This window comes from Enterobacter kobei (assembly GCF_001729765.1).
GTDB lineage: Bacteria > Pseudomonadota > Gammaproteobacteria > Enterobacterales > Enterobacteriaceae > Enterobacter > Enterobacter kobei.
The window spans coordinates 982,136-995,943 of sequence record NZ_CP017181.1 but is presented as its reverse complement, the minus strand read 5'-3'; the positions used below and the strand labels follow the sequence as shown (position 1 = coordinate 995,943).

17 protein-coding genes are annotated in these 13,808 nt (G+C 54.7%); 4 read left to right on the top strand and 13 right to left on the bottom strand.

From position 1 onward, the window contains the following. Positions 1–150 precede the first annotated feature (150 nt). The 3 genes from yaiA to BFV64_RS04695 form a co-directional block, all read right to left on the bottom strand. Positions 151–342, bottom strand: a complete 192-nt coding sequence (gene yaiA / locus BFV64_RS04705; protein WP_014882736.1) for a protein YaiA — start codon at positions 340–342, stop codon at positions 151–153. Positions 343–386: 44 nt separating this feature from the next. Next, positions 387–911 carry a shikimate kinase AroL gene (gene aroL, locus BFV64_RS04700; RefSeq protein ID WP_014882735.1) on the bottom strand — a complete coding sequence of 175 codons (525 nt, stop codon included), beginning with the start codon at positions 909–911 and terminating at the stop codon, positions 387–389. A 144-nt stretch (positions 912–1,055) separates the two neighbouring features. Continuing rightward, positions 1,056–1,514 (bottom strand): YaiI/YqxD family protein, encoded by a 459-nt coding sequence (locus BFV64_RS04695; protein ID WP_014882734.1) that lies wholly within the window; start codon positions 1,512–1,514, stop codon positions 1,056–1,058. Between the two features lie 97 nt (positions 1,515–1,611). Here BFV64_RS04695 and proC point away from each other — a divergent pair, with 97 nt between their 5' ends. After that, the gene (gene proC / locus BFV64_RS04690; RefSeq protein ID WP_069601775.1) at positions 1,612–2,421 is read left to right on the top strand and encodes a pyrroline-5-carboxylate reductase; all 810 of its coding nucleotides are present in this window, start codon (positions 1,612–1,614) and stop codon (positions 2,419–2,421) included. 14 nt (positions 2,422–2,435) lie between these two features. On the opposite strand, the gene adrA is transcribed toward proC, so the two are convergent. The 5 genes from adrA to BFV64_RS04665 form a co-directional block, all read right to left on the bottom strand. Next, complete coding sequence (gene adrA / locus BFV64_RS04685) at positions 2,436–3,539, bottom strand: diguanylate cyclase AdrA (RefSeq protein WP_023332217.1); 1,104 nt, start codon at positions 3,537–3,539, stop codon at positions 2,436–2,438. A 102-nt stretch (positions 3,540–3,641) separates the two neighbouring features. Beyond that, positions 3,642–3,962: a phosphate starvation-inducible protein PsiF gene (gene psiF, locus BFV64_RS04680; protein ID WP_014882731.1), complete on the bottom strand. Its 321-nt coding sequence runs from the start codon at positions 3,960–3,962 to the stop codon at positions 3,642–3,644. Between the two features lie 275 nt (positions 3,963–4,237). Further along, positions 4,238–4,498 (bottom strand): anti-adapter protein IraP, encoded by a 261-nt coding sequence (gene iraP, locus BFV64_RS04675; RefSeq protein WP_014882730.1) that lies wholly within the window; start codon positions 4,496–4,498, stop codon positions 4,238–4,240. Between the two features lie 210 nt (positions 4,499–4,708). Continuing rightward, entirely contained in the window at positions 4,709–5,923 is a 1,215-nt protein-coding gene (locus tag BFV64_RS04670) for a multidrug efflux MFS transporter (protein ID WP_023332216.1), read from the bottom strand. A gap of 168 nt (positions 5,924–6,091) precedes the next feature. Next, on the bottom strand, positions 6,092–6,775 hold the full coding sequence (locus BFV64_RS04665; protein WP_069601774.1) for an extensin-like domain-containing protein: 684 nt from the start codon (positions 6,773–6,775) through the stop codon (positions 6,092–6,094). A gap of 103 nt (positions 6,776–6,878) precedes the next feature. On the opposite strand from BFV64_RS04665, the gene ddlA reads away from it, so the two are divergent. After that, a complete protein-coding gene (gene ddlA / locus BFV64_RS04660) occupies positions 6,879–7,979 on the top strand; it encodes a D-alanine--D-alanine ligase (RefSeq protein ID WP_014882727.1) in 1,101 nt (366 codons plus the stop codon). On the opposite strand, the gene BFV64_RS04655 is transcribed toward ddlA, so the two are convergent. After that, positions 7,976–8,206, bottom strand: a complete 231-nt coding sequence (locus BFV64_RS04655) for a DUF2754 family protein (protein ID WP_014882726.1) — start codon at positions 8,204–8,206, stop codon at positions 7,976–7,978. The genes ddlA and BFV64_RS04655 overlap by 4 nt on opposite strands. A gap of 248 nt (positions 8,207–8,454) precedes the next feature. On the opposite strand from BFV64_RS04655, the gene BFV64_RS04650 reads away from it, so the two are divergent. After that, positions 8,455–8,754 (top strand): DUF2755 family protein, encoded by a 300-nt coding sequence (locus tag BFV64_RS04650; RefSeq protein WP_014882725.1) that lies wholly within the window; start codon positions 8,455–8,457, stop codon positions 8,752–8,754. On the opposite strand, the gene BFV64_RS04645 is transcribed toward BFV64_RS04650, so the two are convergent. The 3 genes from BFV64_RS04645 to BFV64_RS04635 all read right to left on the bottom strand — a co-directional run bounded on the left by BFV64_RS04645 (position 8,751) and on the right by BFV64_RS04635 (position 11,732). Then, complete coding sequence (locus tag BFV64_RS04645) at positions 8,751–9,848, bottom strand: DUF1615 domain-containing protein (RefSeq protein ID WP_023332214.1); 1,098 nt, start codon at positions 9,846–9,848, stop codon at positions 8,751–8,753. The two genes, BFV64_RS04650 and BFV64_RS04645, sit on opposite strands and share 4 nt — an antisense overlap. Before the next feature lie 14 nt (positions 9,849–9,862). Then, positions 9,863–11,083 (bottom strand): peptide antibiotic transporter SbmA, encoded by a 1,221-nt coding sequence (gene sbmA / locus BFV64_RS04640; RefSeq protein WP_023332213.1) that lies wholly within the window; start codon positions 11,081–11,083, stop codon positions 9,863–9,865. Between the two features lie 115 nt (positions 11,084–11,198). Further along, entirely contained in the window at positions 11,199–11,732 is a 534-nt protein-coding gene (locus tag BFV64_RS04635; protein WP_014882722.1) for an isochorismatase family protein, read from the bottom strand. A 204-nt stretch (positions 11,733–11,936) separates the two neighbouring features. On the opposite strand from BFV64_RS04635, the gene ampH reads away from it, so the two are divergent. Further along, a complete protein-coding gene (gene ampH, locus BFV64_RS04630) occupies positions 11,937–13,097 on the top strand; it encodes a D-alanyl-D-alanine-carboxypeptidase/endopeptidase AmpH (protein ID WP_023332211.1) in 1,161 nt (386 codons plus the stop codon). Positions 13,098–13,099: 2 nt separating this feature from the next. Here the strand turns inward: ampH and BFV64_RS04625 are convergent, their stop codons facing one another. After that, the gene (locus BFV64_RS04625; protein ID WP_023332210.1) at positions 13,100–13,723 is read right to left on the bottom strand and encodes a helix-turn-helix domain-containing protein; all 624 of its coding nucleotides are present in this window, start codon (positions 13,721–13,723) and stop codon (positions 13,100–13,102) included. Positions 13,724–13,808 lie beyond the last annotated feature (85 nt).

Here is a 13,808-nt window from a genome sequence, read left to right as displayed (position 1 = left end):
AAGCGTAGCAGGTGATCTGCATCGCGAAATGTAAAGATCACCTGCGGGTAACGGAGTCACCTGTAATAACTAAATATTAACTCCTGCTTAACATTGGCGATGAGTAAAAAGTGTGATTCAGGCACGGTATCGGAGCGTTTAGGAAAACATCTATGACTTTTCGGGATCTTCGTAGCGCCGTTTGGCATCCAGGGCTTCCTGTTCAGTCTCATGTTCACTGATCAGCGAGTCCGGTTTGGGGTGATCGGCACGCAGCTGATACCAGGTCACGGTTTGATCGCCTGTGCCTTTTTCAACGGTAACGATACGTGCTTCGCGCGGATAGGGAGGTCTGGTTGGCATAGCTCATCCTTTTTTTATGTCTGAGCTATCAGTATAGACGGCGGTTAGCTGGCACAAGCCAAACGCAGGGCGGTAATAATCTGAATCACCACCTCTTCCGGTGCCGCAGAAGCATCCACAACGTGGTGCGCCGCTTCACGGTACAGGGCATCACGCTCGGCCAGGACTTCGCTCACCTCTTCGCTGAGCGGTCTGGAGGTCAGCGCCGGACGTTGTCCCTCCTCCGGAAAGGCCTCAAGGCGCCCCACGAGAGCCGAAACCGGCGCGCAGAGATAGATCACAATGCCCTTTTCACGCATAAAATGCCGGTTACACTCGGCGAGAACAATCCCCCCTCCTGTCGCAATCACGGCTGACGGCGTGGTGACCGCTTTCAGCGCGGCCGTTTCGCGTGCGCGAAAGCTCTCCCATCCCTCTTGCTCAACAATGTCCGCGATGGTTCTGCCGGCCTCGGTTTGCAGCCAGTGGTCGGTATCAACAAACTGACGATGACATGCGCGTGCCAGTTCCAGGCCAACGGTGGTTTTCCCACAGCCGCGGGGGCCAACTAAAAAGATGGGTTGGGTCATAGCCAGGTGTTCCCCTTGATGCCGGATGGCTGAAGAGTGTAAAGAAATCATTGCAGAAGATGTGTAGAATACTTTACTGCAAAGCGGTACGGGATGACAACCCTGCGGAAGCCACACTGTACCACAAAGTGACAATAATTATCATTACGCTGTGCGACGCTTCACTTCCAGCAGCCATTTATCCAGTTCGGCAGCAAACTGCTGGCGATCGCGCTGGGACAGGCTGTCCGGCCCTCCGGTCTGCACGCCGCTGGCCCGCATGGTATCCATAAAATCACGCATAGTGAGTTTTTCCCGGATGGTTGAAGGCGAATAACGTTCACCGCGCGGGTTGAGCGCCGCTGCGCCTTTCTCCAGCACTTCCGCCGCCAGTGGAATATCAGCGGTAATGACCAGATCCTCCGGGCTGCACAGACGAACAATTTCATTATCCGCCACGTCGAACCCGGCCGGGACGCGCAAGGAACGGATAAAGCGCGAAGGCGGAACGCGGATATTCTGGTTCGCCACCAGCGTCAGTGGCATCTGAACGCGCTCGGCGGCGCGGAATAAAATCTCTTTAATCACATTCGGACACGCGTCCGCATCAACCCAAATCGCCATATTGTCTCCCCATAATGTCTCTGCCGACTATTGTCGCCTGCATTTCGTTGTTAAGCTATCAATCAGAGAAAACAACGCATAATGACGGAGAATCGTGATGGATAAGAAAATCGGGTTTATCGGCTGCGGTAACATGGGCAAAGCCATCCTGGGCGGCCTGATCGCCAGCGGGCAGGTTCTGCCCGGTCAGATTTGGGTCTATACCCCGTCACCGGACAACGTCGCCGCATTGCGCGATCAATACGGGATCAACGCCGCCGAAAGCGCGCAGGAAGTCGCCCAGGTCGCCGATATCGTCTTTGGCGCCGTTAAGCCGAACATCATGATCAAAGTGTTGAGCGACATCACCTCCAGTCTGAATAAAGAGACGCTGGTCGTGTCGATTGCCGCGGGCGTGACGCTCGATCAACTGGCCCGCGCGCTCGGTCATGACCGTAAAATCGTCCGCGCGATGCCCAATACTCCCTCACTGGTTAATGCCAGTATGACCTCCGTCACCCCTAACGCGCTGGTGACCTCAGAAGAGGTGGCTGATGTGCTGAACATTTTCCGCTGCTTCGGTGAGGCGGAAGTGATTGCGGAATCCATGATCCATCCTGTTGTCGGCGTCAGCGGCTCTGCACCTGCATACGTGTTCATGTTTTTAGAAGCCATGGCCGACGCCGCCGTGCTTGGCGGCATGCCGCGTGCGCAGGCGTATAAATTCGCCGCGCAGGCGGTGATGGGTTCCGCCAAAATGGTGCTGGAGACCGGTAAACATCCGGGCGAACTGAAGGACATGGTCTGCTCGCCTGGCGGCACGACCATCGAAGCGGTACGAGTGTTGGAAGAACGTGGATTCCGCTCTGCCGTCATCGAGGCGATGGCAAAATGCATGGAAAAATCAGAGAAGCTGAGTAAATCCTGATTTCTGACCGGGCGTCAGGCGGCCACTTCGGTGCGGCCGCGCCCGGCATTTTTCGCCTTATACAGCGCCACATCTGCCGCCTTCAGCCATTCCCGATAATGTCCAAACTGTGGCCCCCAGGGGGCAATGCCTACGCTGATGCGCAGAGGCTCTTTCGGTGCGCACGGTAAGGACAACGTTTCCAGACGCTCGTGAACCCGAGACATGACGGCGATGGCGCTTTCAGCCGCTGTCTGCGACATAATCACGGCAAACTCATCTCCGCCAAAACGGCCTATCGCATCGCCTGACCTGACTGACATCTGAAGCTGACGGGTAAGAGCAACAATCGCCTTATCGCCCACGTCATGCCCCCAGGTATCATTGATGTTTTTAAAATGGTCGATATCAATCAGCAAAATGGTGGCGTTGCAGTGGCTCCGGCGGCAGTGCTCAAACTCATTACGCAGCAGCATTTCCCAGTGTCGTCGGTTAAAGACCCCGGTCATGCCGTCGCGGGTACTCATCATTTCCAGCCGCCGCTTATGTTCCGCAAGCCTGATGGCCGTCCGGTGGCTGAGCCAGGCAAACAGCATGGGATAAAGCATGAGCACCGGAAGCGTTAAGCCCCACTCCACGGGATCGGGGTTGAAGACAGTTACTTTCCCGACGAGGGGCAGCGTCACCAGCGCGGTCAGGAGGGTTAACGTTATCCCCACAAGAAACAGGCGGCAGCCACCGGAGCCCATCATGTTCATTCCCACCATCATTACCAGCGCTGCCGTGGGTAATGCATACAGCCCCATCACGCCAATCCAGAGCCCGGCGATAATGGCATCCATCTTAAGGTTGAAAATCTCCTGCTGGTGAGGTGACGCGGCGCGGCAGGATAACTGCCAGGCAAAATGGGGCCAGACGAACGCCCACCCTACCAGGATCAACCACCATCCGCCGGGTAAAAAATGGATGACCAGCATTCCCGCCACGGGGAAAAACATGGCTGCCAGACCAACAGCGCGCGCCAGCCGAACCCGCCGGGCAAACTGGATGCCGGCGCGATAAGGGTCATCCTGAGAAAGGGTTAAACTCCACTCTTCCCGAATGCGCTTTTTGTTGTAATACGTTTCATCATTCATCATTTTTGGGAATATTCTGAAACATTTTCCCAAATTATAGAGAGGGGGACTGCGGGGAAAGTATGAAATTTCGGGTGAGCAGCCGACGCCACTCACCCGTTAGAACTACACTTGTTTCTTCAGACAGGCACTCATGAACTTGCTGCGATCGTCTCCCTTCAGGGACTGTTCGGTCGCTTTCGCATTACACTCGCGCATTTTTTGCTGCTGCGGCGTCAGACTTTTTTCGCCAGGCTTCGCGGCACCGTTTTTAAGGCAGTCGCTCATATAGGTCTTACGGGCATCGCCTTTCAGACTCTGGGACGTCGCCTGTTGATTACAGGTCGTCATCCGTTGCTGCTGAGGCGTTAGCGTTTTCTCTTCCGCATTCGCCGATGAGATCAGGAACAGGCCGGAGAGCAGAGTAACCAGTAATGTTGTTTTCATTGCACCATCCTTTTGTGAATATTCCCTGTAAGTCTGGTTCGTAACAGGAAAAAAACCACCCGGCAGCGGTGATTTTGCCGGGAATTTCTCATTTCAGACCCAACGTACCGGTATTGTCGGTATCGACATAAAGGATAGGGGAAGTAACGCGATAACACGTGTACTCTGTTTCACTTTTATTTTCTCGCGGTACAAACAGATAAAAAATAAATACAGAGCAGCGCCAGGCATCCTGCATGACAATTTTGTGAAACGTCAGAACCGTTCGTGACGGCTTAACTGCGCGGATGCCTCAACAGCTTCTTTACGTATTGCTGCAGCAATTCGGCATCCTCTGGTGGAACCTGAGTGTCGGGTCGCGCCTTATCCAGCGCCCCTTCGATGCTATTGATTAACGCCTGCTGATCGGATGTATCCATCCGCCGCAATAGCGCGGTGACGACAATTTCCAGCGCTTCGACCTGGGCAACCAGTTCTTTAGACTCTTCTTCCTTTTGTGCAAGCTTAACCAGCAACTCAGCAATGAGATTCTTCATCGTGCTATTTCCTTATGGGGTTTCCTCTGAAATTAACACCAGGAATGAAATATGCAAAGCGGAGAAAAGTATTATCTTATGTAAAAGTGACATTACCGCCAAATTAGGGTGCCACCCTTATTAGCGAAACGTTTTTCTATAAAAAAACGCCGCATTTAGTTATATAAAAATACGGCTACCATAAGAATATATAATACACCCGCGAAAGGACTATTTCGCTGATTTCGCCTCCGCCATTCGTGTTCGACGGCGCAGGGCAATCGCCAGCTGGATAATATTGATTAAAACGACAATTGCCGTAGCAGCAAATACCCAACGAAAACCTGCCATCGCAGAAACGGATGCGCCAATAAGCGGACCGGCAACGTTGCCTAAATACATAAACGACTGGTTATAACCAAAAATACGTCCGGTGACCTGGTCGCTGGAATATTTGACCAGCAAGGTCTGTACGGCAGGCAACATAGCCCCATCGGCGAAACCGAGTAAAAATCGCAGCACGCCCAGCTGAAGCGGAGAGGTAACAAACGACATCGCGAAAAAGAGCACCACCGCAAAAATCAGCGTCGCCATCAGGATACGCGCCGTGCCGATCCTGTCCCCCAGCTTCCCCAGACGTGGCGCAGAGATCAGCGCGGAAACGCCCGGCACGGCGGCAATCATCCCGCTGAGAAAAGCAATATTATTGCTGTCTGGCTCCATTGATTTAATAAACAGCGCCAGAATGGGCCCCACCGAGCCGTTACAGAGCTGGATCACCATGGTGGTGACAAACAGGCTGATCATCAACCCTGGGTAAGGCAGCGAGGCGAAGACGGCCTTACCGCTCAGGCGTTCAGACTTGCTGACAACGGGGCGCCCTCCCTCTTTGATCAGAAAGAGCGTGACCAGAAAGCTAACCACCAGCAGGATCGCAGTGATGATAAATACCGCGCGCAGCCCAACGTGGTCTGCCAGAAAGCCGCCCAGCAGCGGGCCACCGATGACGCCGCTTATCTGCGCCGTTGAGAGGGTGCTCAGCGCCCAGCCGCTTCGTTCGCGTGGCACCTGAGAGGCCACCAGCGCCATGGCATTCGGAATGTACCCGGACGTCAGCCCCATCACCGCCCGCAGGAAAAACAGCTGCCAGACGTTCGTGGCGAAGGCCTGGAGCAGAATCGCAATCGCCATCCCGAGCGAGGCGCGCAGCAGCATCAGCTTACGGCCTTTCCGATCCGCCAGGCTGCCCCACATCGGAGACACAATGGCGGAGACCAGAAACGTGACGCTGAACGTCAGACCGGACCACATGGAGAGCGCTTCGTGGGAGGTAACCCCCAACTGCGACACGTACAGCGGCAGGAACGGCAGGATCTGGCTAATGGCCAGCCCGGTAAAAAAGCAGCCGAACCAGACCGAGATGAGATTAACTTTCCAGGATTCCATAAAGAAATAGTCTTCATTTTTAGGCGAATTCGCCGTCAGATTAGCAAGTTACGCACGCCGGCGTCGCACCAGAGATGCGGCTTTGCTGACTTTGGTGTTTTATCTTCCCAGCCATCATATTTGTGAAATAAGTCACAAATCATCCACTTTCTGGCGGAAGATTATGCTTCAGCGACAGAGTCCGAAACCGCGCATCCCCAGATGAAAATGGTTGGCATGCGCCGCGTTATACTCCGGCCCCAAACCGTTACCGTAGTAGCCGCAGCTGGCCGCCAGCAGGGCCTTCAGCCATGGCTGCGTTTTTGCCGATTTCCAGCCGTTCAGCACCGTGACGCGCTCCCCGTTCGCCAGCTGAAAAGCGGCGATATCCAGCGCGTCTGCGGTGGCATGCTCACTGCGCCGCGCATCGGGCCGGTGGTAGATATTGCGACAGGCAAAGCTGCCAAGGTGCTCAATGCGCGTCAGCTCATGTCCCGTGAAGCGCTGCGTCAGTGGCCGGACCTGCTGGCTGACAAACAGTGCAGAGCTGAGCGCCAGCGGACAGCTGGCAAGAAAACTGCCGTTCAGACTCACCGGGCCGAAGTCACGCACGCGCACGACGTTGCGCAGCGGACATGTCCCGCCGCCGTCAGCGACCGGTTGGGTGCGGATAAGGTTTCGTTGATTGGCCTGCGTTAACAGGCTCGCGCAGGCTTCGGGGGTTAAACGTCGCAGTTTATACTGGGTAATACGGCCAGGGGGATCGTCCAGGGCCAGCGGTTTAAATGGATTGTAGTAAGACGGCAACCAGCGATAACCCGCCGTTGCAACTGCCCCCAGGATGAAAACGGTCAGCAGAGTTTTTCCTTTCACGTTCCCCCCTCACTCTTCCCCAAAACATTATGGCAGAAGGCCGCGAAACCCGCAGGGCATCGTGGTATGTTATTGGCTTTTCGTCAGACTGGAAGAGAGTGAGATGGCAAAGCAGCGCGTAGGTATTGTCTTTGGGGGAAAATCAGCGGAACACGAGGTGTCATTGCAATCGGCCAAAAATATCGTTGATGCGATCGATAAAAGCCGGTTTGACGTGGTCCTGCTGGGCATTGATAAACAGGGCCAGTGGCATGTTAACGACGCCAGCCAGTATTTGCTGAATGCCCACGATCCGGCGCACATCGCCCTCAATCCTTCGGACATCAGCGTCGCGACCGTTCCTGGCGTCATGAAGGGACAGCTCATCGACGCCGGCAATGCGCAGGCTCTCACTCAGATCGACGTGGTCTTCCCTATCGTACACGGCACGCTCGGGGAAGATGGTTCCCTGCAGGGGATGTTGCGCATGGCCAACCTGCCGTTTGTTGGATCAGACGTACTGGGATCCGCCGCGTGCATGGACAAAGACGTCACCAAACGCCTGCTGCGCGATGCCGGACTGAATATCGCGCCATTCGTCACGCTCACCCGCGCCAACCGCGACAAGTACAGCTTCGCGCAGGTTAGCGGTCAACTGGGGCTGCCGCTGTTTGTGAAGCCTGCCAACCAGGGGTCATCCGTGGGCGTTAGCAAAGTCGCCAGCGAAGCAGAGTTCACGCAAGCCGTCCGTCTGGCGTTTGAATTTGACCATAAAGTGGTTATTGAGCAAGGGATCAAAGGTCGCGAAATTGAGTGCGCCGTGCTGGGCAACGATTTTCCACAGGCGAGCACCTGCGGTGAAGTGGTCTTAAACAGCGACTTCTACTCCTACGACACCAAATACATTGATGATAAAGGCGCACAGGTCGTTGTACCTGCGGATATCGATCCGGCGATCAACGACAAGATCCGGGCGATCGCCATCAGCGCCTACCAGACTCTCGGCTGCAGCGGCATGGCGCGCGTGGATGTCTTCCTGACGCCGGAGAACGACGTGGTAATCAATGAGATCAACACGCTGCCGGGTTTCACCAACATCAGCATGTATCCAAAACTGTGGCAGGCCAGCGGGCTTGGCTACTCTGAGCTGATCACCCGCCTGATCGAACTGGCGCTGGAGCGTCACGCCGCCGACAGCGCGCTGAAAAGTTCCGTTAACGGTTAATCGGCACCCTTCGCCGTCTCTTCCGTCGTCGTCTCTTCCGGGCGACGGCGGATAATCAACCCCGCCAGCCAGAAACTGATCACCCAGGTCACCAGCCCGACGGCATAGGTTTGCCACCCTTTTGCTTCAAATCCTAACAGCCCCACGACGCCGTTAAGAATAAAAATCAGCCCAATAGCAAAGGCATAGTAGTGCCAGTCACGGCGAAGTTTGGACGTGAGCTTCATAACAACTCCGGCAGGAAAAAAGACATCCTCTCACAGTTTAAGCACGAGGTCTGTGGCAGATGCGGAAATTCTGAAACGCGACGCAATTTCACTTAAGTTTAAAAATTGTGACGCGCTGCAGAAATCAATAATCCAGGAGAATTCCTGAGCGTAAATTACCACGATTCTGATATTGACAAATGCAATCACCTGTCAAACTCACCCCGTAAGACGCGTATTAAAACAGAGTTATACCTCGGGAGGTCAACATGGCTGACTTTACATTGTCGAAACCGATTTTTGGCGGCAAACCAAAAACCTCTACGGCGGGTAATATCGCGTATGCCTTGTTTGTCCTTTTCTGCTTCTGGGCAGGCTCCCAGTTGCTCAATATGCTGGTCCATGCGCCAGGTGTTTATGAACACCTGATGCAGGTGCAGGATAACGGACGTCCGCGAGTGGAGATTGGATTTGGCGTGAGCACGCTGTTCGGTCTCGTTCCTTTCCTCGCGGGGTGTATGATTTTAGGCGTAGTCGCGTTAGTCCTGCGCTTTCGTCGTCGCCATTAAAGCCCCATACAGCGAGCCCGGCGATCGTCCACGCGCTTCGCAAACCAGGCGGTGGTCAGGTTACGTGTGATCTTCGGGCTTTCCAACTGAATACCCGGCAGGATAGCCCTCGGTAACGTTTTCCCACTCTTCTGCTCCGCAAGGGCAAACACCTTCTTGTAGAGATCCGTTTTCTCGAATGCCAGGCTATCGCCTTTTTCAAGCTGACGGCGGATATCGCTGTTGCTCATATCAAGCGCTGTCGATAATGTCCGTACCGCGCTTTCGGTGCCTCCCGCCTCGCTGCTGCCGTAGGCGATGAGATCGCCGTCCAGCGCCAGCTTGACGCCGCTTGCGCGGCTAAGCGCACTTTGAAACGCCGCGTTACGGCTGGCATACCAGCCGGCATTAAAGTCTGCGAAGCGGTACAGCGGCGCGTTGTAATTCGCCGGATAGTTCAGCAGATGATACGTGCCGAACCACAGTCCGCCGCGCAGTGAGAAGACCTCCTGGCGCACCGTACCGTCAATTTTCCATGGATAGCCGTCGGTATGCTTCTCGGCAAACGCGATGCTCACCTGCATTGGTCCGCCGGTGTGAACCGGGTTGAGCGAGCCAAACAGTTTCTGCCCCATTGGCACCATGTTGATGAAATCATCAAAAATGGCGCTGAGCTGTTTTTCGGTTTTCACCGTGTCCAGCCGGTCGCTGTAGCTTTTACCGTTCGGCGAGGTGATTTTCAGTGCGGTATGCACGAGGAACACCGGGATATGCATCGATTCCGCGCGGCGGTCGATCTCTTTCCAGGCAATTTTATTCAGACCCGGCACCACCGGGTCTGACTGGTACATGGACTCCTGCTGCGCCACCGCCAGCACCGAGCAGATATTTTCCTCGGTCGGGGCAATCTTCTGGCTTTCAAAGGTTTTAGCCAGCGCATCTGCCCACGCATTGCGATCCTTCACGCTGGCGGGCATTTTTTGCCGCACAACGCTTGCCACATCCACGGGCTTTTCACCCTTTTTGAGCGGGGCTGCCCCTTTTTCGGCACAGCCCGCCAGCACCAGAGCGGCCAGTAAGGACAGCGATAACGCGCGCGGTACGGCAAAAGACATAGCAACTCCCTGTATTAGCTAAAGGTATTGGTCACTTCCTGCAGGTCACGATCGTCCAGCTCACGCTCAAAGCTGCGGAGACGTTTGTAGATGGACATCAACTCCACCAGCGTGGTCCAGGAGCTGATCAGATACTGGAACGACCCGCGCACCTGACCGAAAACATTGGTGATCTGCGTCATCAGACCGAGCGTAATCGTACCCGCAACAATCGACGGAAACAGCAGGAACAAGCCGAAAACGTTATCCACCTGCAGATACAAAATGCGCGCAATGTTGAAATACATATAGTGGAAGTAAAGGCGGAAGTAGTTACGACGCACGGCACCAAACAGCTCACGGACGGTCGGTGGCGACGCGCGGCTGGCATCATCTTCCCCGTAAACCAGCTCTTTACGATACGCCGCTTCGACGCGCTGATTTTTAAACTCCAGACCCGGCAGCTTGATCCCCACCACCGCCAGCAGGCCCGTGCCCATCAGCGACCAGACAATCGCGGCAATCACCAGACCATACGGCAGATGGCCGACAATCGGCAGATCCGGCACATGCGCAGAGAGCGTCACCAGTACCGGCAGGAAAGCAATCAGCGTCATGATGGCGTTGATGAAACTGACGCCCATATCTTCAAGGGTGGAGGCAAAACGCATGGTGTCTTCCTGCACACGCTGCGCGGCACCTTCGATATGACGCAGATGCTGCCAGTGCGCCATGTAATGTTCGTTCATCGCGGTACGCCAGCGGAAAACATAGTGGCTGACGAAGAAATTGTTCATAACACCAATGATCACCGCAATAAGCGCGATACCGAGGAAGACGCCGACTTCATGGTAGAACTGGTTAATGGTGACCTTGTGCGGCGAACTCAGCGCGGTCTGAATCAGATCGTAGAACGGTGCATACCAGGCGTTTACCGCCACCCCCACTTCCACCAGGAACCACGTCACAAAGATGATCAGCGAGGTACCGAGAATCGACCAGTACTGCCAGCGGTGCGGAGAATAGACAAACCAGAACAGCGCAAACAGCCCTACGCACAGCATGTAGTAGGCGTAAAACAGCAGATAGCTCAGTGACCAGAAGCGCGCTGCGCTAATCGGCACGTCGCCTGTCGCCCCGGCTATGCGTGCCAGCCATGCACCGCCGCCCGCCTGCCAGAAAACGACCGCGATAAGAGCCCAAATAAATGCCGACAGGAAAAATGGCCCCGGCTTTGGGAAAAAAGACTTAAACATGATGCTTCCTTCTTGTTGTTATGGTTGTTGCTGTGCTCAACACATGACCAAACGAATACCCTGCCCGGGCCGGAAGACCGGCTCGGGCAAAAAGGTCAGACCCGAGGGTTGATTATTAGTTCGCTTTCCAGTTTTCGAGAATTGTTTCGGTGCGTTTCACCGCGGGAGGGTTCATCGGTGCAATGAAGTTACGCCAGACGTCATTATGGTGGTTAATCAGAATCTGTGCTTCAGCCGCCGGGCGATTCGCGGTGGTATGGGCATCCTCAGCCACGGTAATGTGGTAGCCCCGACTGACGCCGTTTTTAATTGTCGCGTCCACGCAGTAATCCGTGGCGCAGCCGCAGATGACAAACTCACGAATTCCGTGTTCACGTAACAGCGCTTCAAGCGATGTGTTGTAAAAAGAATCACAGGCGGTCTTGGTAACGTAAAGCGCATCAGCCGGTTGATGGAGTTCAGGCAGCAGCGCAAACCCTTCACTTCCTTCTTCCAGCCCCCCGGCCTCGGTATGCTGAATAAAAATGACGGTGTCGGCCGCCTGCGTAAGCTGGTTGATCAGAGAGACACACTTTTCGCGCTGATGACGAGGGGTTTCAAATACCCCGTTTTGCATATCAACCACCATGACCACACGCTTTTCAGACATACCGTTCTCCGTAAGATTGAGTAATACTGGTGCCTATCATAAGCCCGATGCCAGAAAATGGGAGAGCGCTCGCAAGTAAATTATTCATATTTACCCATGGTTACGTTTTTCTGGCTATCGTTATGCTATTCCGGGCATTGCACGGTAGAGATTAGTAGTATAAATACCCATTACTTTCTTCATTCACTTCATGGATGCTTTTCGTTGAAACGTTGTCTGCTCTCTTTTGCCGCGCTGTGTGCGGTGAGCTTCTCCACCGCCCAGGCGGCCCAACCGCTGACGGCTCCCGTTTTGGCTTCAGACATTGCCGATCGCTACGCGAACCTGATCTATTACGGCAGCGGCGCAACCGGGATGGCAATGGTGGTTATTGATGGCAACCAGCGCGTATTCCGCAGCTTCGGTGAAACGCGCCCAGGCAATAACATTCACCCGCAGCTGGATTCCGTCGTTCGCATCGCGTCCTTAACCAAGCTGATGACCAGCGAAATGCTGGTGAAACTGCTCGACCAGGGCGTGGTGAAGCTCGACGATCCGCTCAGCAAATACGCCCCACCGGGTGCACGAGTGCCGACGTATCAGGGAACGCCCATTCGCCTTGTGAACCTCGCGACGCACACCAGCGCGCTGCCGCGTGAGCAGCCTGGCGGAGCGGCGCACCGCGACGTGTTTGTCTGGCCCACCCGTGAGCAGCGCTGGAACTACCTGAGCACCGCCACGCTGAAGGCGGCCCCGGGTTCGCAGGCCTCTTACTCCAATCTGGCGTTCGACCTGCTGGCGGATGCCCTCTCAGCGGCTGCGGGCAAACCCTACACGCAGCTGTTTGAAGAGCAGATAACCCGTCCGCTGGGGATGAAAGACACCACCTTTACCCCTTCTCCGGACCAGTGCCGTCGCCTGATGGTGGCGGAGAAAGGCGCAAGCCCGTGTAACAACACGCTGGCGGCAGTGGGGAGCGGCGGGGTCTATTCCACCCCAGGCGACATGATGCGCTGGATGCAGCAGTTCCTCTCATCGGATTTCTATTCGCGCAGCAGCCAGGCCGACCGTATGCAGACCCTGATTTATCAGCGAACTCAGCTGCACCGTGTGGTCGGAATGGACGTACCGGGTAAAGCCGATGCGCTCGGCCTGGGCTGGGTCTATATGGCACCAAAAAATGGCCGTCCGGGTATTATTCAGAAAACCGGCGGCGGTGGCGGGTTCATTACCTATATGGCGATGATCCCGCAGTCCAACGTGGGCGCATTTGTGGTGGTCACCCGCTCCCCGCATACGCGTTTCGTTAATATGAGTGATGGCATTAATAACCTGGTGGCTGAACTGAGCGCCAATAAAGCCCAGGTGCTGACCGCGTCTAACTGATCTTAATATTCCGTGGGCAAGCGGTTGATGCTGACCAGCTTGCCCCGGCTCATATTAATGTAGTTTCCCTGCCGCAGCGCAGCGAGAACCTCTGCAACAACCGAGCGCGAAATACGGGTGCTTTGTTGAATATGATTCATCACACCAATTTTCGAGCGCAACGTTTCATCCCACTCCGCCATATTCAGCAACATGGCGCGGATCTGGTGATAAGAATTATTTCCCACCAGCTGCATGTCGCGTTTCGCAAGAATGTAATTTATCCATGATAACCAGGTGAAGGCCTCTTTCCAGAGCGCATTCTGTTGTATGAGCTGACGGGTGGTTTCCGTGGATAAATAAAAACCCGTACAGGGTGTTTTGGCGATAACTTTGTATTCGTGACAGTGTTTAATCATCACGGTGGATAGCCCAAAAATAAATGGCGCTTTCGCGATCCCCAACAGCAATTCATCTGGATAACGATAGATTTCGATTATACCGGTCTGTAATACTACCGTGCGTGACTCATTGCACTCGTGAGAAGTAATGATTTGTTGTGGAGCACATTGAAACGTACTACTGGCTGCTATCAGACACTGTTCGAGCCGGCTTAATTCAGAAAGCGGTTTCGCATTAACGTTCATGCAGACCTCAAGACATCCGTATTGGTCGGTTCAATATTGTTTTTTGTTTTTATCGTAAAAAAGCGGGGGATATTCTCCCCCGCTT